Origin of the sequence: Shimia sp. R9_1 (assembly GCF_017743775.1) — a bacterium.
Classification (GTDB): Bacteria; Pseudomonadota; Alphaproteobacteria; order Rhodobacterales; family Rhodobacteraceae; genus Shimia.
This window is the reverse complement of sequence record NZ_JAGHRN010000002.1, coordinates 125,562-142,436: the sequence shown is the minus strand read 5'-3', so window position 1 is coordinate 142,436 and position 16,875 is coordinate 125,562. Positions and strand designations below refer to the sequence as shown.

Genomic DNA, 16,875 nt, shown 5'->3' with positions numbered 1-16,875 from the left:
AAGACCCATCACAAAGCGGGGATTTCGGCGTCTATTCGCCGACTTCGGGCGGCAAAACGCTTGGGGACGCCGCGTCGATCGCATATATTGAGCCTCAACAGCCGGCAGAACCGGCGATCAAGTAAGTTATTGAGGCTTTGACATGAAAAAATTCACCCTGTCCTGCTGCGCGCTGTCTTTGGTGGCATTGGCTGCCTGTACCGATCCGAACTATGTAACCGGCGGCGGCACCGATCCCCACCGTCAGACCAAGAGCGGCGCGATCATTGGCGGCGTTCTGGGCGCGGGCCTTGCGGCGGCAACCGACAGCAACATCGCAATCGGCGCAGCTCTTGGCGCCGGTGTCGGCGCCGTGGTTGGCAGCGAGTTGGACAAACAGGAAGCCGAGCTGCGCGCGCAGCTGGATGACGATGTGCGCATCGAAAACACCGGCGACCGCCTGATTCTGACCATGCCGCAGGACATCCTCTTTGCGGTGGACAGCTTTGAGGTCAGCAGCTTCCTGAAAGACGATCTGGCCAAAGTGGCCAGCAGCCTTGAGGCTTACCCGAATTCCACCGTTCAGATTCTGGGCCACACCGACAACACCGGCAGTGCCAGCCACAACCAGACCCTGTCTGAGCGCCGCGCCAATGCGGTTGCCGATGTGCTTCTGGAAAACGGCGTGTCGGTCTCCCGCATCCAGACCATCGGCCGCGGCGAGGACCAGCCGATTGCCTCCAATCTGGACGAAGCGGGCCGCCGCCAGAACCGCCGCGTGGAGATCGTGATCCTGCCGTCCAGCGTGTGATCTGACCCTCTCTGGCGCGGATCTCTGCATTTGCGCACATAGTTTGTTGAAAGGCGTCGCTTGTGTGCGGCGCCTTTTATCTTACCTTATCCTTGTGTGAACAAGGAGATCTCAGATGCCTCATAAACTGCTTGGTCTGTCCGGCGCGTTGCGCAGCGGCTCCACCAATCGACTGTTGCTGCACGAAGCGGCGCGTCTTTACGGTGCGGCTGATTATATCGAAGCGGATCTCAACCTGCCGCTTTATGACGGGGATCTGGAAAGCGAGAGCGGCCTGCCCGAAGGGGTGAACACCCTTGTGGCGCAGATTGCAGAGGCCGATGCGCTGCTGATCTCCACACCGGAATATAACGCGGGCGTCACCGGCGTTCTGAAAAACGCCTTGGATTGGATCAGCCGCCATTCCGAGAAGCCGATGGTGGGCAAACCCACAGCTCTGATGAGTGCGGCCGCTGGCCGTGCGGGCGGCGTGCGTGCCCAGACCATGCTGCGCAGCTGTCTGGTGGCCTTCCGCCCCCGCATTGCGCTTGGCTCTGAATTTGGTCTGGCCAACAGCAGCAATGAATTTGATGCGGACGGTCGGCTGACCAGCGAGCATTACACCGCGTCCCTGACCGCCTTGATGGAGGCGCTCAAAGACGACGTCGGGCGCAGCCAGTAAGGCGAGGCAGCATCGTGCCACAGCCGTGCAACGCGTGAAAACGGTCTCATAGACCAGCTCCCGGCCCTGGGTCGGGTGAAGCCCCCTCCCGTGGGGAGGGTCGGGGGCTGGTCGGCTTCGCCGCCCATGTGATCGGATTGCAAGGACGCTAGGCTAGAGCGAAGCTTCAGGGCGGAAGGCGTCGGGCACGGCGTCTTTGCCCTCAAGCACCAGATCCGCCATCACTTCTCCGGCTTTTGGTCCCATACCAAAGCCGATTTTAAAGCCCCCATTGGCGATGAACTCTCCGTTGCGTGTGGGATGCGCGCCCAGCATCGGGGCGCGGCTTTTGGCGCGCGGGCGCACACCGGCCCAGCGTTCGATCACCTCGGCCTCTTTCAGCGCAGGCACCGCCGCATGGGCGCGCGCCAGCACGTCATCAAGCTGCGCATCGGTGCTGGTTGCATCTTCAAACTCGCGCTCGCTGGTGGAGCCAATCGCCACCGTGCCATCCGCATGGGGCACGATATGCACCGCATCGGCAAAGAGCTGCGGCGCTTGTGACTGATCCAGCCGCAACAGCGCCGCCTGACCTTTGACGCCATTGCCAACCGCTTTGCCCATCTCGTCTGACAGCACCAACAGGCCTTCATAACCCGTGGCCCAGACCACCTTGTCCTCAGGTGTGCCCTCTTTGGTGATCTCGGCACCCTTCGCGATGAGCGCGGCAGCCAGCGCTGCACAGGCGCGGCGCGGGAACATGCGGCCGGTCAATGTGTCATGGATCAGCCAGCCTGTGGGGCTGACCGGAGCCCAGTCGCCAAGGCTGTCTTGCGGCACAATCTCCCAGATGGCTTTGCCCTGCCAGAGTTCCTTGGCGCTTTCGGCGCGGGCCTTGGCCAGTGTCAGCGCGTGCGCGTCGCGGATCGGCTGAATGCGCCCGGTGCGGCCATAGCCTGCACTCACGCCACCTGCAGCCTCCACCTCGGCCCACCAGCCCTCTGCCATGATCAGGCTCTCAAACTGAAAGGCCTTTTTGACGTTCCAGTTCTCTGGCGTGTGCGGCGCCAATGCGCCTACCAGACCGCCGCTGGCCCCAGCGCCCACGCCATTGGGGTCAATCACCCGCACCTTGGCACCGCGTTTCGCACAGGCCCAAGCCACCGACAGCCCAAAGGCCCCCGCGCCCATCACCGTTACATCCACCATGGTCCCATCCTTGTCTGCGTTGATGCCCATTGCCAAAGCGCGCGTTTGTGGTCAAATGCCGCGCACACCTCCATAAGGCAAAGCATGATGAGCGACCAGCAGGCGGATCTTGAATGGCGGCAGGATGCCATTCCCGTGTCCACACGTTTTGATGACCCTTACTTCAGCCTCGACAATGGGCTGGCCGAGACGCGCCATGTGTTTCTGGCAGGCAATGAGCTGCCCGCGCGGTTTGTGCCGGGGTTTCACATTGCGGAGCTGGGCTTTGGCACCGGGCTGAACCTCTTGACCACATGGATGGCCTGGGATCAGGCGGGGGCGCAAGGCCCGCTGCGTTTCACCTCTTTTGAGGCTTTCCCGATGAGTGCGGATGAAGTGGCGCGCGCTCTGGCGGCTTTCCCGGAGCTGGGCGACTATGCGGACCGTTTGGTTACGGCCTATCGCGAAGACACAACGCTGGCCACGCTTGAAGGCATTGAGGCGCAGGTGGTGGTGGGCGATGCACGCGAAACCCTCGCTGCCATGGATTTTGAAGCGGACGCGTGGTTTCTGGATGGGTTTTCCCCGGCCAAAAACCCCGAGCTCTGGGATGAGGCCTTGCTGCGGCAGGTGGGCACACACACCAAAGCAGGCGGCACGGCGGCAACCTACACAGCCGCTGGTTTTGTGCGCCGCAATCTCGAAGCCGCAGGGTTTGAGGTGACCCGCATTCCGGGCTTTGGCCGCAAGCGCCATATGACCCAATGTGTGAAACCCGCCGCATGAGCGCCACCAACAACCGTCTTGGCATCCTGTTGATGTCGCTCACCACGCTGGTCTTTGCGCTGCAAGATGGCATCTCGCGGCATCTGGCGGGCGAGTATAACACCTACCTCGTGGTGATGATCCGCTACTGGTTCTTTGCGCTGTTTGTCATTGCCCTGTCGGCCCGCCAAAGCGGCGGTCTGCGCAAGGTGGCGCAAACGGCGTTTCCGTGGTTGCAGATTGGCCGTGGCGCGCTATTGGCGCTGGAAATCTGCGTCACCGTGCTGGCCTTCACCCTGCTGGGGCTCACCGAGACCCATGCGATTTTTATCTGCTACCCGCTGATGATCGCGGCGCTCTCCGGCCCGGTGCTGGGCGAGCGCGTTGGCTGGCGGCGCTGGCTGGCCATCGGGCTGGGGGCCGTTGGTGTGATGATCATCCTGAAACCCGGCTCCGGCGTGTTCAGTCCGGTGGCCGCCGTGCCGCTTCTGGGTGCGCTGATGTTTGCCGTCTATGGCCTGATGACCCGCTATGTGGCGCGCAAAGACAGCGCGCAGACCAGTTTCTTCTACACCGGCGTGGTCGGCTGTGTCGTGATGACCGCCATTGGCGTGTTTTACTGGGAGCCGATCGCCGCGCCGGATTGGATCTGGATGGGCACGCTCTGTGTGAGCGGGGTCGCGGGCCATTGGCTTCTGATCCGCACCTATGAGGTCGCTGAGGCCAGCGCGGTGCAGCCCTTTGCTTATCTGCAACTGCCCTTTGCCGCCGCGCTTGGCATGGCCGTGTTTGGCGAGACGCTACGCCTCAACGTGGCCATCGGCGCGGCGATTGTGCTGGCAGCAGGGCTCTTTACATGGTGGCGTGAACGGCAGGCGGCCTAGTTCAAGCGCTGGATGGTGCCGCCCACGATCTCGCGGCCAAAGGGCACTGGATGCGGGTCTTTGCCAAGCCGTGCGCGGTACACCGGCAGGCTTTCCGCTACCCGCATCACATAGTTTCGGGTTTCGTTGAACGGGATCAGCTCGATCCAGTCGATCATCGCCTCGGTTGAGCCGCCACGCGGATCGCCATTGGTGGCCATCCAGCGTGTCGGACGGCTTGGGCCCGCGTTGTAAGCGGCAGCAATCATGATGATATTGCCGTTAAAATCCTCAGACAGGCTGGCCAGAAAGGCGCTGCCAAGGCGCGCGTTATAAGCCGGATCCGCAGTGAGATTGCCCAGAACATAGACCTCGCCCACATCTCTTGAGACGTCACGCGCGGTGCCGGGCATCAGCTGCATCAACCCGCGCGCCCCGGCGTGGCTCACCACCACCGGATCAAACTCGCTTTCGCGCCGCGCAATCGCGAGCGACAGCTCATCCGCCACCGGCAGGCTCTGATCGGTGAGCGGATGCAGCGGATAATAAGGCCCGGGCAGGGTGACACCCATGCGCACCATCTGTTTGCCCAGCATCACCGCCACATGTGGTTGGTTCAGATCCAGCGCCATCTGGCCCATCTGGCCCAAAGCCGCGCGGTCCTGCGTTTCGCTCAGATGCACCCAAAACCGCTCGGCAAGGCTCAGTTCGCCAGCGTCCAGGAACATCCGCGCAGCCTTATGCACGCTGGAGGTTGTCCACGCCGCTTTGCGCCAGTCCGGAAAGCGCTCATTGCCCTTCAGGGATGGGTCATAGGCGATCCCGGCCTTTTCAGCGGCGAGCAATCCGTAGAAACTTGTCTGATGCGCGCCCCCGGCGACATAGGCCTGCTGTGCGGTGGCTGTGTCGCCCATGGCCTCATAGGCGCGGCCCATCCAATAGCCTGCTCGGCCAAGGGAAATCGGCGTTTCCACACTTTGCGCAAAACGCAGGAAATGCGCGGCGGCCTGTTCCGGACGGTTCAGATAGCGCAGCGCCACATAGCCCGCCAGCCATTCACAATCGGCATAGGCATAGCCCGCCTCAGGTGTCAGCCGGTGGTTGGCGGCAAGCGCATAGGCGGTGCGGTAGTTGCCCGCGCGCATCTGGTTGCGCATGAGAGAGCGGCGGCGCGGGGCCCATTCTTCCGGCTCGCCCAATGTGCCCGCCTTGCTGCGCGCCAGGATCAGCTCAATCGCACTGTCATTGCGGTCCTTGCGGTGGCGCCAGACAAACCGCTCATGGGCCAGCCCCGGATCATCCTGCAGGCTGGCAGGCACCGCGGAAATCAGACCGTCGACCCCATTGACCATTGCGCGCAGTCCCAGCCGCGCCTTGGCCAGCGCAACCCAGCCCTCTGACACATGGGGATACATCGCCTCGGCATTGCTTTCCCAGTTTTTCCACAGCATCGCATCCAGCCGCGCGGTGTGATGCGGGGCCAGCAACTTGCCGTAGCGGCTGAGAAAATCTGCTTTGGTCTGGGCATTCATCGCCATGGTGCGCCAGGCCAGCACAATCCCGGCCTCTGCGGTGCCCGCCTCACCGGCCTGCTCCAGCACCCGCGCCTGTGCCAGCGCGCCTTCTGCGGTCTGCGCAGGCCCGTGCACAAAGAACGACATGCCCATCCGGTGGCTCACATCCGCAAAACTCGCCTCTGATTGCTTGCGCAGATAGGGCAGGCCGGGCCAGTCGCCGCGCCGGTCCAGAAAGGCGAGCACCTGATCGGGGCTGCCTTCGCCAGCACGCAGACGGTGCCATTCCACGATGTCGCGCGCCACCTGATCGGTGTTGCGCACGGCCCGCGCGGCAGCGGCCCAATCTTTGGCGCGCACAGCGCTCATCGCCGCACGCAGCTCCTCGCGATGCTGGGCGGAGGCGGGCAGGGCCATAAGCAAGGCCACAACAACTGTCAGAAAAAGACGCAACATGGCTTGCATTTTCCCATGCCAAACAGGATAGAACCCGCACGATACGACGCGCCTTCCCCAGCCTCAACTCACAATCTTGGCAAGCGGGCAACTTACCGCTAGGGTCCGCGCGATTTCACACCACGGGCAATTCCGCCCAGCTGCGCAAAACAAAGGAGCGTGCCATGTTCAAAGGGTCTTACCCCGCACTCGTCACGCCGTTCACGAACGGCGAGCTGGATTTGGAAACGCTCAAGAAACTGGTGGAGTGGCACATCGGCGAAGGCACCAACGGCTTTGTGCCGGTTGGCACCACCGGTGAAAGCCCCACCCTGAGCCACGCCGAACATGAGGCCGTGGTGGAAGAAGTGGTGCGCGCCGCTGCGGGCCGTGTGCCGGTGATCGCGGGCGCAGGCTCCAACAACACGCTGGAAGCCATCCATCTGGCGCAACACGCGGAGAAAGTCGGCGCGGACGCCATCCTTGTGGTGACGCCTTACTACAACAAGCCAACCCAGCGTGGCCTGATTGCGCATTTCACCGCGATCCACGATTGCTGTGCGCTGCCAATCGTCATCTACAACATCCCGGGCCGTTCGGTGGTCGATATGACGCCGGACACCATGGGTGAGCTGGCCAAGCTGCCGCGCATTGTGGGCGTGAAAGATGCCACCGGCGATCTGGCCCGCGTGAGCCAGCAACGCGCCACCTGCGGCCCAGATTTTGTTCAGCTCTCCGGCGAAGACGCCACCGCGCTTGGCTTTAACGCCCATGGCGGCGTGGGCTGCATTTCTGTGACGGCTAACGTCGCCCCGAAGCTTTGTGCCGAATTCCAGGCGGCTACCCTTGCAGGTGATTACGCCAAAGCGCTGGAGTATCAGGACAGGCTGATGCCGCTGCATGAGGCAATCTTTGTGGAGCCGGGCCTTGTGGGCGCAAAATACGCGCTGTCCCGTCTGGGCCTGTGCAACGAAGAAGTCCGCCTGCCGCTGACCGGCCTGACCGACGCGACCAAGGCACAGATCGACGCCGCCATGGCGCATGCTGGCTTGCTCTAAGAACGTTTGAAAATTCGGGCTGCGGCCCAAAAAAAGAGAAGCGCCCAATGGGCGCTTCTTTTGTGTTGACGGGGAGGGTGCTTGAGAGCGAGGCGCGTCTCAGCTCAGTGCCAGACCCCATAGCCCAGAACAACAAGCGCAGAGGTGGCCAGCGCGCCCACGGCAGCACCGGACAGAGCCCATGGCCAGACTTTGGGCGGCGTGGTGTCTTTCTGCTCGGACTGCGCGATCAGGGCCGCCTCCACCATCGCAGGCAGCCGCGGACCAAAGCGGGTCATCACCCGTGCGGTTTTGGCGAGATCTTTCAGCAAGGCGCGCGGGCCGATGCTTTTCTGGATGTAGGCGCTGACCACAGGTTTGGCGACGTCCCAGATGTTGAGATGCGGATCCAGCGAGCGCGCGACCCCTTCAACCACCACCATGGTGCGTTGCAGCAGGATCAGCTCGGTGCGGGTTTCCATGCCAAAGCGCTCGGTCACCTCAAACAGGTAATTGAGCAGACGCCCCATGGAGATGCGGTTCGCATCCATGCCAAAAATCGGCTCTCCCACCGCACGCAGCGCGCGGGCAAACTCATCCACATCGCGATCCGCAGGCACATATCCAGCCTCAAAATGCACTTCGGCCACACGTTTGTAATCCCGCTGGATAAAGCCAAACAGGATCTCCGCATAAACCCGGCGGGTGTATTCGTCGATGTGCCCCATGATGCCGAAGTCATAGGCGATGATGTCGCCATTGGCGGCGACCTTCATGTTGCCCTGATGCATGTCCGCATGGAAATAGCCGTCGCGCAGCGCATGATTGAGGAACAGCTCCAGCACCCGCGCCCCCAGCTTGGCACGGTCATGGCCGGCCGCATCTAGCGCCGCATTGTCACCAATCGGCACACCTTCGGCCCAGCCAAGCGTCATCACACGTTTGGCCGAATAGCCCCAGTTGACCGTGGGCACCTGAAACATCTCGTCGTCTTGGGTGTTCGCGGCAAACTCGCTGGCGGAGGCGGATTCAAGCCGCAGGTCCAGCTCTCCGGTGACCACCCCGTCAAAGTGCTCGATCACCTCCATCGGGCGCAGACGGCGCGAGGCGGGCGACAGCGAGGCAATCATATTGGCGGCAAAATAGAAGGCATCCACATCTTTGCGAAACGCCCGCTCAATGCCCGGACGCAGGACTTTTACCGCCACTTCCTCTCCGGTTTCTGCCAGCCGTGCGCGGTGAACCTGCGCAATGGAGGCTGCCGCCACCGGCTCTGAAAACTCTGAGAAGACCTCATCGGCATTCACCCCCAGCTCCTGCTGCACAGCGGCCTTGGCCTCCGCCACAGAGAAGGGCGGCAGCTTGTCCTGCAGCACGCGCAGCTGTTGGGCAAGGTCACCGCCCACCACATCGGGGCGGGTGGAAAGCACCTGACCAAATTTGATGTAGGCCGGGCCAAGCGCCGTCAGCGCACGTGGCAGCGGCGGGGCCTCCGGATCGCCCTTGATGCCCAGCCACTGAAACGGCCAGGCCAGCCCGCGCAGCACAAGGCGCACGTGGCGCGGGGCTTCAAAAGCATCCAGCACCACACCCATGGCGCCGGTGCGCTCCAGCGTGGCGCCGGTGCGGATCAGGCGGATGATGTTATGGGGGCCTCTCACAGTTTCCAGCCCGAATGCAGTGCCGCGATGCCCATGGTCAGGTTGCGGTATTTGGCGTTCTCAAATCCGGCGGTCTTGACCATATCCAGGAAGGTGTCCTGATCGGGGAATTTGCGGATGCTCTCCACCAGATACTGATAGCTGTCGCGGTCGTTGGCGATCACCTGCCCCATGCGCGGGATGATGTTGAAGGAATAGAGGTCATAGGCCTTCTGCATCAGCTCGTTGGGGATCTGTGAAAACTCCAGCACCATCAGGCGGCCACCGGGCTTGAGCACGCGAAACGCCTCGTTCAGCGCCTCTTGCGGGCGGGTCACGTTCCGGATGCCAAAGCTGATGGTGTAAACATCAAAGCTGTTGTCCGGAAACGGCAGCGCCATGGCGTCGCCCACCACCCAGTCAAGGCTCTCGGCCATATGGTCGGCCTCGGCGCGTTTGCGCCCTTCCACCAGCATCGGCTCGGTGAGGTCACACACCGTGGCATGGCCGTGGCCCGCGCGCTTGAGGAATTTGAAAGAAATGTCGCCGGTGCCGCCCGCCACATCGAGCAGCTTCTGCCCGGGGCGCGGCGCCAGCCAATCCATCATCGCGTCTTTCCAGATGCGGTGGATGCCCATTGACATCACGTCGTTCATCACATCGTATTTGGAAGCCACCGAGCCAAAAACGCCCTGCACACGGCCAGCTTTCTCGCTTTCCGGCACCGTTTCAAAGCCGAAATGGGTGGTGTTGTCGTTGTTCGCCATCACGCGCAATCCTTTTGGTTGCCTTCTTCATATAGGGCGTGCGTGAGGGGTACAATGCGTCGAATTGGTGAGAGGGGGACGGGCCAAGTTTTGCCCGGCGCGCATAGCAAGCCGGTCTGCGCCTGCCTGCCCCCCGGCAGGCGCATTCTGCGCCCACCCAGGCAGGCACAGCCCTATCGTTGTGACACAACCTCGGCTACAAACTCTGAAACTTGCGCAACAGGAACGCCACATGCCCGAACTCCCCGAAGTCGAAACCGTCCGCCGCGGGCTGCAGCCCGCCATGGAGGGCGCGGTGATTGCCAATGCGGCGGTGAACCGTCCCGATCTGCGCTGGCCGTTTCCCGAGCGTATGGCTGAGCGGCTGACCGGAGCGAAAGTCCTGCGCCTGCGCCGCCGCTCCAAATACATCTTGGCCGATCTCGACACAGAGGAATCCCTGCTCATTCACCTTGGCATGTCCGGCCGCATGACGGTGTCGGGGGATCCTTTGGGGCAATTTGTGCATGAGCACCCAAAGGCAGAGAAGCATGATCACGTGGTCTTTGACATGGACAACGGCTCGCGCATCACTTTCAATGATCCGCGCCGCTTTGGGGCAATGGATCTACTGCCCGCTTACAACACCGAAACCCACCCGCTTCTGGCCAAGCTGGGGCCGGAGCCTCTGGGCAATGATTTTCACGAATCCTACCTTGTGGAGCGGCTCGCCGGGCGCAACACGCCGATCAAATCCGCCCTTCTGGATCAGCGCATCGTGGCGGGGCTGGGCAATATATATGTCTGCGAAGCACTCTACCGCGCAGGGGTAGCGCCAAAACGCAAGGCAGGGGCGATTTCCAAGGCCCGGGCACAGTCCCTTGTGCCCATCATCCGGCAGGTGCTGGCAGAGGCCATTGAGGCAGGCGGCAGCTCTCTGCGGGACTTTCGTCAGGCGGACGGAGAACTGGGATATTTTCAACACAGCTTTGACGTCTACGGGCGGGAGGGCGAATCCTGCAAAACCCCAGACTGCACAAGCAAAATAAGCCGAATCACCCAATCCGGCCGCTCATCCTTCTATTGTGCGCAATGCCAAAGATAGCTTGATCGAATTGCCTCAAATGGTAAGGAATCACTCCTGACCGGAACAATGAAAGCATCACTCATGGCTTTTGAGACGATCATCGTCGAAATTGAAGACCACGTCGCCCTTATCAAGCTCAACCGTCCTGACGCGCTCAATGCGCTCAGCCAACAGCTGGTGGGCGAGCTGCTTACAGCGCTGCAAAGCGCGGACCAGAACGACAAGGTGCGCTGCATCGTGATCACGGGCTCAGAGAAAGCCTTTGCCGCGGGGGCTGACATCAAAGAGATGTCTGAGATGAGCTTTGCGGATGTGAACCTCTCCAACCTCTTTGCCGAATTTGGCGACCGCATTCAGGACATTCGCAAGCCGGTGATCGCGGCTGTGTCCGGCTATGCGCTGGGCGGCGGCTGTGAGCTGGCAATGGCTTGCGACTTTATCATCGCGGCCGAGAACGCGAAATTTGGCCAGCCTGAGATCAACCTCGGTGTGATCGCCGGAATTGGCGGCAGCCAGCGTCTGACCCGCGCCGTGGGTAAGGCAAAATCCATGGACATGAACCTGACAGGGCGTTTCATGGATGCCGCTGAGGCAGAGCGCGCAGGTCTTGTAAGTCGCGTTGTGGCGCCCAAGAAGCTGATGGAAGAGGCGATGGGCGCGGCCCAGAAGATTGCGGAGAAGTCCCTGATCGCGTCCCAGACAGCCAAAGAAGCGGTGAACCGCAGCTTTGAAACCACCCTGCGTGAGGGCCTGTTGTTTGAACGCCGCGCGTTCCACTCGCTCTTTGCCACTGAAGATCAGAAAGAGGGGATGGCCGCCTTCGTCGAAAAGCGCGAGCCACAGTTCCGCGACCGCTGATCCTACGCTCAGTCTTTTGAAAGGGCCGTCCCAAGGGGCGGCCTTTTTTCTTGCCTGTTTTCCTACCTGTGGGCCGCAGGGTAGGGCGTCCGGTCGATCTTGCGACATTTGCGTCAATTGACTCTTTGGCTCTTACGCGAGAAAAGGCGACAAAATTGCTAGGTATTAAGGTTCACCGATGCGTTTCTCCTCAAAATTCTTCAGCCTCTCTCTGCTCAGCCTGAGCCTTGCCGGTCTGGCAACGCCGTCAACCGCCGAGGATCAGTTGCCCCAAACCAAGGCCGCGCTGGGCGAGCTGTTGTTCTTTGACGTGAATCTGTCGGCCAACCGCACACAGGCCTGCGCCACTTGTCATGATCCGGAGTATGGTTTTGCCGACCCGCGCGGCATGGCCTCCATTGGAGATGATGGCACCTCGCTTGGCGACCGCAACGCCCCCAGCGCCAGCTACGCGGCCTTCTCCCCCGCCTTTCACCAGAACAGCGAGGGGCAGTGGGTCGGCGGGCAGTTCTGGGATGGCCGCGCCGCAAGTCTTGCTGATCAGGCCGGTGGGCCGCCCACCAACCCGGCAGAAATGGGCATGAAAGACGCCGCCTCCGTTGTGGCCCGCCTGAGTGAGAACGCCGTCTATGAACAGGCCTTTGCGCAACTGTTTGAGGGGGACGTGCTGGCCATGCCAGAGTCTGGTTATGCGGCGATGACAGAGGCGCTCGCCGCCTTTGAGAAAACCGAAACCTTCGCGCCGTTTGACAGCAAATATGACCGTTTCCTGCGCGGGGAGGCAGAGTTGAGCCGTGAAGAAGATCTTGGCCGGGTGCTGTTCTTTTCTCAGCAGTTCACCAACTGCAACCTGTGCCACCAACTGCGCCGCAGCCCGACCGACCCGCGCGAGACCTTTACGAACTACCAGTTTCACAACATCGGTGTGCCGCAAAACACCGAGCTGCGCGCGGCCAATGGCGTGGCGCCAGACACTGTCGACAAAGGTCTGATGGCCAATCCGGCTGTCATGGAGGATCCCATGCAGCGCGGCAAATTCAAAACGCCAAGCCTGCGCAATGTGGCTGTGACCGGCCCGTACATGCACAACGGCGTGTTTCAGGATCTCCGCACGGTTGTGCTGTTTTACAATCAGTACAACACCACCAACGAGGCGCGACATATTAACCCAGAGACCGGCGCGCGATTTGGCATGCCGCCGGTGCCATTGACCATTTCGGTGAAAGAGCTGACCCACGGCCCGGCGCTGGATGATCAGCGTGTGGACGCCATTGTCGCCTTTCTCAAGACTCTCACAGACGCGCGTTATGAGCATCTGCTTGCCGAATAACGGGGACGATTTCTCAATCGGTGTTGAATTCCAAGTGAAACAATAAGGATTGACTTGTCTGATTAATTTTATCAGTTAAGTGCTAAAGTTCATCACTGGGATTAAAACCATGACTCGTGCATTTCTAACCACCACCGCGGCCGTTTTGGCCCTCGCCGCTCCGGCAGTTGCTGCCACCAAAGCGGACGTTCTGACCAACTACGCGGACATCGCCGCCGCGAAGTACGAAGACAGCCTGACCACCGCCAAAACCCTGCAAGCGGCAGTGAACGCGCTGGTCGAAGCACCTTCCGCAGAAGCGCTGCAAGCCGCCAAAGACGCTTGGCTGGCCTCCCGCGTGCCTTACCAGCAGACCGAAGTGTATCGCTTTGGCAACGCCATCGTGGATGATTGGGAAGGCAAAGTGAACGCATGGCCGCTGGACGAAGGTCTGATCGACTATGTGGACGCCTCTTATGGCGGCCCAACCGATGAGAACCCGCTTGCGACGCTGAACGTTGTTGCCAACGCGACGCTCGACATCTCCGGCACCGCTGTGGATGCAACCGACATCACCCCTGAGCTGCTGGCCAGCACCTTGCACGAAGCAGACGGTGTGGAAAGCAACGTGGCCACCGGCTACCACGCGATTGAATTCCTGCTCTGGGGCCAGGACCTGAACGGCCACGAACACGGCGCAGGCGACCGCAGCTGGACCGATTTCGCAGCCGGTGATGACTGCACCAACGGCAACTGTGACCGCCGCGCAGCTTACCTGAAAGCCGCGACCGACCTTCTGGTCAGCGATCTGGAATGGATGGCTGCACAATGGGTTGACGGTGGCGACGCGCGCACTGCCGTGACCGGCGATGAGGACGCAGGCATCGTGACCATCCTGACCGGCATGGGCTCCCTGTCCTACGGCGAGCAGGCCGGTGAGCGTATGCGCCTTGGCCTGCTGCTGAACGATCCGGAAGAAGAGCATGACTGCTTCTCTGACAACACCCACAACAGCCACTACTACGATGGTCTGGGCATCCAGAACGTCTATCTCGGCGAATATGTGCGTGTGGACGGCTCTCTGGTCTCCGGCGCGTCGCTCTCTGATCTGGTGGCCGAAGCGGACGCTGGTCTGGACGCAGAGCTGAAAGGCAAGCTCTCCACCACCATGATGGGTCTGGGCCGCATCAAAACCGCTGCCGAATCCGGTTTCTCCTATGACCAGATGCTGGAGCGCGGCAACGCGGCTGGCGAAGCGCTGGTGATGGGCGGCGTGAACGGCCTTGTGGATCAGACCAAATCCATTGAGGCCGCCGTGGCCGCACTGGGTCTGGACCAACTGGCCTTTGAAGGCTCCGACAGCCTCGACAATCCGGACTCTGTGTTCGAATAATATCACCCAATACGAGGGGCGGGATGGTCCCGCCCCTCTTTCTTTTGTAGCGATGATGCCAGCCAAATCTTTTCTCCTAGCCACGGCTCTCTGCACCCTTGCCAGCGCTGCCCGCGCGCAAGACCTTGATGACCGCCATCTGACCATTGTGCCGCGCACCGCTGAGGAAGCCGCGCGCATCGCCAAGGTCACAGCGCCCCCCACCGATTTTTCCAAACCGCAGCCGTTTGAGGCCCGCCCTGCCGGGGCCGCCACCGTGCCGGTGCGCCGCGATGATCTGGCCTTTGATCAACCCTCCGCCAATCTTGGCATCGACGCCGGTCTCGATTTCCGGCTGGGCGAGGCGATGTTTGACAAACTTTGGGTGTCTTCGCCCACTTCCACGCTGGCCTCTGACGGCCTTGGCCCGCTTTACAATGCGCGCGCCTGTCAAAGCTGCCACATGCGCGGCGGGCGCGGACATGCGCCGGACGGGCCTGAAGATGATGCGATTTCTTTCGCGCTCAAGCTGTCCATCCCCGGCACGCAGTCAGAGCAGATCTATGAGATCGAAGGCTTTGTCGGCTCCCGTCCGGAGCCGAACTATGGCCGCCAAATTCAGGATTTCAGCCTGCCGGGCCATCCCGCAGAGGCGCATATAGACGTCGCCTACGACAGCTTTGAGGTGGCGCTCTCAGGTGGCGAGGTGGCCACCCTGCGCCGCCCGACCTTCTCGACCCGTGATCTCGGCTATGGGGCGTTCCACCCCGATGTGATGTTCAGTCCGCGTGTTGCGCCGCAGATGATCGGCCTTGGCCTTTTGGAGGCCATTCCTGCCGCAGATATTCTTGCCAACACAGATCCGGATGACGCGGATGGTGATGGCATTTCAGGCCGCGCCAATATTGTCTGGTCGCGTGAATTTCAGCGCCCGATGCTGGGCCGCTTTGGTCTCAAGGCGGGCGCGCCCACCCTGCGCCAGCAGACCGCCGGCGCTTTTGCCACTGACATCGGCATCTCCAGCCCGCTGTTCACCAAAGGCCACGGGGATTGCACCGAGGCGCAGGTGGACTGTGTGAATGCCATCCATGGCGACAAAGACGTGCGGGTCTTTGAAGTGGATGATGTGGGGCTCGATCTCACCACCTTCTACAGCGCCAATCTGGCGGTGCCTGCGCGCCGCGATGTGGATGCGCCTGAGGTGCTGCGCGGCAAAGAGGTGTTCTATGACACTGGCTGCGCCTCCTGCCACCGTCCCGCCTATGTCACCCACCGCCTGGTCGATCAGCCCGCCCAGAGCTTTCAGCTGATCTGGCCCTACACCGACATGCTGCTGCATGACATGGGTGAAGCCCTTGCCGACAACCGCCCCGAAGCCCGCGCCACGGGCCGCGAATGGCGCACGCCGCCGCTCTGGGGAGTGGGGCTCACCGAGCGTGTTTCGGGCCACAGCCAGTTTCTGCATGACGGCCGCGCGCGCTCGCTGCTGGAGGCGGTGCTCTGGCATGGCGGGGAGGCCGAAACCATGAAGCAGCGCGTAATCGCGATGCCCCCCGAAGACCGCGCCGCCCTGATCCGCTTTCTGGAGAGCCTCTGATGATGAAACCCGCCCTTTTTGCCTGCGCACTCAGCCTCGCAGCCCCTGCTTTCGCTCAGGAAGAGATCCGCGTCGATCAGGGCGCGCTGGTCGACGCGGCGGTGTCTCAGCACATCCTGCCGCGGTTTGATCACCTTGCCGCCACCACGGCGACCCTTAGCGAGGCAGCAGACGCCAATTGCAGCCCCACCTCCGAAACCCTGCGCGCGGCCTATCATGCAGCCTTTGATGCCTGGATGGGTGTGAGTCACCTGCGCTTTGGCCCCACCGAAACCAATGATCGCGCCTTTGCGCTGGCCTTCTGGCCCGACACCAAGGGCTTCACTCCCAAAGCCCTCTCCGCGCTGATTGCCGACGAAGATCCGGTGATCGAATCTGAGACCGAATTTCAAACCGTCTCCGTGGCCGGTCGGGGCTTCTTCGGGTTGGAGTTTCTGCTCTATGACGCGCAGCTCAGCACGTTGGGCGATGTGAGTTATCACTGCGCCTTGGTGCGGCGGGTGGCGTCAGACATCGCGCTGCAATCAGAAATGATCCTCACCGACTGGAGCGAGGGCTACGCGGCTCAGCTCACAGACCCTTCAGAGGCTGGCCCCTACACAACCGACGCAGAGGCGCTTCAGGTGATCTACAAGGCGCTGGATGCCGGGCTACAGTTTGATTCCGAGGTGCGTTTGGGCCGCCCACTCGGCAGCTTTGACAAACCCCGTCCCACCCGCGCAGAGGCCCGCCGCTCCGGTCGCAGCCTGCGCAATGTGGCAACCTCCACCGCCGCGCTGGGCGAACTGGCTGCGCTGCTTTCTGCTCAATCCCCGCTGATCGCTGAGGAATACACACAGGCCTTTGCACTCATCGCAGCACAGGCCGAAGAGCTGCAGGATGATCCGGTCTTTACCGGTGTTGCGGAGGTTCAGGGGCGGTTTAGGGTCGAAATTCTGCAGCAATACATCGACCGCGCGCGCGAAATCACCACCTTGGAGCTTGGCCCCGCGCTGGGCGTGAGCGCGGGCTTCAACGCGCTCGATGGCGACTAA

The 16,875-nt window shown here is 61.8% G+C and carries 15 protein-coding genes; 11 read left to right on the top strand and 4 right to left on the bottom strand.

The window, feature by feature from the left end:
- The first annotated feature begins 142 nt into the window (after positions 1–142).
- Both J7399_RS07050 and J7399_RS07045 read left to right on the top strand, forming a co-directional pair.
- Positions 143–790: an OmpA family protein gene (locus J7399_RS07050; RefSeq protein ID WP_209084954.1), complete on the top strand. Its 648-nt coding sequence runs from the start codon at positions 143–145 to the stop codon at positions 788–790.
- Positions 791–905: 115 nt separating this feature from the next.
- Positions 906–1,451, top strand: coding sequence for an NAD(P)H-dependent oxidoreductase (locus J7399_RS07045; RefSeq protein ID WP_209084952.1), 546 nt, complete (start codon positions 906–908; stop codon positions 1,449–1,451).
- A 153-nt stretch (positions 1,452–1,604) separates the two neighbouring features.
- Here the strand turns inward: J7399_RS07045 and J7399_RS07040 are convergent, their stop codons facing one another.
- Positions 1,605–2,639, bottom strand: coding sequence for an FAD-dependent oxidoreductase (locus J7399_RS07040; protein ID WP_209084950.1), 1,035 nt, complete (start codon positions 2,637–2,639; stop codon positions 1,605–1,607).
- An 87-nt stretch (positions 2,640–2,726) separates the two neighbouring features.
- On the opposite strand from J7399_RS07040, the gene mnmD reads away from it, so the two are divergent.
- Complete coding sequence (gene mnmD / locus J7399_RS07035; protein ID WP_209084948.1) at positions 2,727–3,404, top strand: tRNA (5-methylaminomethyl-2-thiouridine)(34)-methyltransferase MnmD; 678 nt, start codon at positions 2,727–2,729, stop codon at positions 3,402–3,404.
- Positions 3,401–4,267 carry a DMT family transporter gene (locus tag J7399_RS07030; protein WP_209084946.1) on the top strand — a complete coding sequence of 289 codons (867 nt, stop codon included), beginning with the start codon at positions 3,401–3,403 and terminating at the stop codon, positions 4,265–4,267. The genes mnmD and J7399_RS07030 overlap by 4 nt, the downstream gene beginning before the upstream one ends.
- On the opposite strand, the gene J7399_RS07025 is transcribed toward J7399_RS07030, so the two are convergent.
- Positions 4,264–6,216, bottom strand: coding sequence for a lytic transglycosylase domain-containing protein (locus J7399_RS07025; RefSeq protein ID WP_209084945.1), 1,953 nt, complete (start codon positions 6,214–6,216; stop codon positions 4,264–4,266). The genes J7399_RS07030 and J7399_RS07025 overlap by 4 nt on opposite strands.
- Positions 6,217–6,380: 164 nt before the next feature.
- Between J7399_RS07025 and dapA the strand changes: the two genes are divergently transcribed.
- Complete coding sequence (gene dapA / locus J7399_RS07020) at positions 6,381–7,253, top strand: 4-hydroxy-tetrahydrodipicolinate synthase (RefSeq protein WP_209084944.1); 873 nt, start codon at positions 6,381–6,383, stop codon at positions 7,251–7,253.
- Between the two features lie 104 nt (positions 7,254–7,357).
- Here dapA and ubiB read toward each other — a convergent pair whose 3' ends face one another.
- Together ubiB and ubiE are read right to left on the bottom strand one after the other, a co-directional pair.
- A complete protein-coding gene (ubiB, locus tag J7399_RS07015; protein WP_209084942.1) occupies positions 7,358–8,893 on the bottom strand; it encodes a 2-polyprenylphenol 6-hydroxylase in 1,536 nt (511 codons plus the stop codon).
- A complete protein-coding gene (ubiE, locus tag J7399_RS07010; protein ID WP_209057858.1) occupies positions 8,890–9,639 on the bottom strand; it encodes a bifunctional demethylmenaquinone methyltransferase/2-methoxy-6-polyprenyl-1,4-benzoquinol methylase UbiE in 750 nt (249 codons plus the stop codon). The genes ubiB and ubiE overlap by 4 nt, the downstream gene beginning before the upstream one ends.
- A 232-nt stretch (positions 9,640–9,871) precedes the next feature.
- Here ubiE and mutM point away from each other — a divergent pair, with 232 nt between their 5' ends.
- The 6 genes from mutM (at position 9,872) to J7399_RS06980 (ending at position 16,875) form a co-directional block, all read left to right on the top strand.
- Positions 9,872–10,723: a bifunctional DNA-formamidopyrimidine glycosylase/DNA-(apurinic or apyrimidinic site) lyase gene (mutM, locus tag J7399_RS07005; protein WP_209084941.1), complete on the top strand. Its 852-nt coding sequence runs from the start codon at positions 9,872–9,874 to the stop codon at positions 10,721–10,723.
- A 63-nt stretch (positions 10,724–10,786) separates the two neighbouring features.
- A complete protein-coding gene (locus J7399_RS07000; protein WP_209060194.1) occupies positions 10,787–11,563 on the top strand; it encodes an enoyl-CoA hydratase in 777 nt (258 codons plus the stop codon).
- A gap of 178 nt (positions 11,564–11,741) precedes the next feature.
- Entirely contained in the window at positions 11,742–12,893 is a 1,152-nt protein-coding gene (locus J7399_RS06995; RefSeq protein WP_209084939.1) for a cytochrome c peroxidase, read from the top strand.
- A 109-nt stretch (positions 12,894–13,002) separates the two neighbouring features.
- A complete protein-coding gene (locus J7399_RS06990) occupies positions 13,003–14,265 on the top strand; it encodes an imelysin family protein (RefSeq protein WP_209084938.1) in 1,263 nt (420 codons plus the stop codon).
- A gap of 55 nt (positions 14,266–14,320) precedes the next feature.
- Positions 14,321–15,841, top strand: a complete 1,521-nt coding sequence (locus J7399_RS06985; protein ID WP_247742803.1) for a di-heme oxidoredictase family protein — start codon at positions 14,321–14,323, stop codon at positions 15,839–15,841.
- Positions 15,841–16,875, top strand: coding sequence for an imelysin family protein (locus tag J7399_RS06980; protein ID WP_247742802.1), 1,035 nt, complete (start codon positions 15,841–15,843; stop codon positions 16,873–16,875). The genes J7399_RS06985 and J7399_RS06980 overlap by 1 nt, the downstream gene beginning before the upstream one ends.

Bases quoted from the DNA above. Each gene is read 5' to 3' on its own strand.
- J7399_RS07050 (WP_209084954.1), top strand. From the start codon at position 143: ATGAAAAAATTCACCCTGTCCTGCTGCGCGCTGTCTTTGGTGGCATTG.
- J7399_RS07045 (WP_209084952.1), top strand. From the start codon at position 906: ATGCCTCATAAACTGCTTGGTCTGTCCGGCGCGTTGCGCAGCGGCTCC.
- J7399_RS07040 (WP_209084950.1), bottom strand. From the start codon at position 2,639: ATGGTGGATGTAACGGTGATGGGCGCGGGGGCCTTTGGGCTGTCGGTG.
- mnmD (WP_209084948.1), top strand. From the start codon at position 2,727: ATGAGCGACCAGCAGGCGGATCTTGAATGGCGGCAGGATGCCATTCCC.
- J7399_RS07030 (WP_209084946.1), top strand. From the start codon at position 3,401: ATGAGCGCCACCAACAACCGTCTTGGCATCCTGTTGATGTCGCTCACC.
- J7399_RS07025 (WP_209084945.1), bottom strand. From the start codon at position 6,216: ATGTTGCGTCTTTTTCTGACAGTTGTTGTGGCCTTGCTTATGGCCCTG.
- dapA (WP_209084944.1), top strand. From the start codon at position 6,381: ATGTTCAAAGGGTCTTACCCCGCACTCGTCACGCCGTTCACGAACGGC.
- ubiE (WP_209057858.1), bottom strand. From the start codon at position 9,639: ATGGCGAACAACGACAACACCACCCATTTCGGCTTTGAAACGGTGCCG.
- mutM (WP_209084941.1), top strand. From the start codon at position 9,872: ATGCCCGAACTCCCCGAAGTCGAAACCGTCCGCCGCGGGCTGCAGCCC.
- J7399_RS07000 (WP_209060194.1), top strand. From the start codon at position 10,787: ATGGCTTTTGAGACGATCATCGTCGAAATTGAAGACCACGTCGCCCTT.
- J7399_RS06995 (WP_209084939.1), top strand. From the start codon at position 11,742: ATGCGTTTCTCCTCAAAATTCTTCAGCCTCTCTCTGCTCAGCCTGAGC.
- J7399_RS06990 (WP_209084938.1), top strand. From the start codon at position 13,003: ATGACTCGTGCATTTCTAACCACCACCGCGGCCGTTTTGGCCCTCGCC.
- J7399_RS06985 (WP_247742803.1), top strand. From the start codon at position 14,321: ATGCCAGCCAAATCTTTTCTCCTAGCCACGGCTCTCTGCACCCTTGCC.
- J7399_RS06980 (WP_247742802.1), top strand. From the start codon at position 15,841: ATGATGAAACCCGCCCTTTTTGCCTGCGCACTCAGCCTCGCAGCCCCT.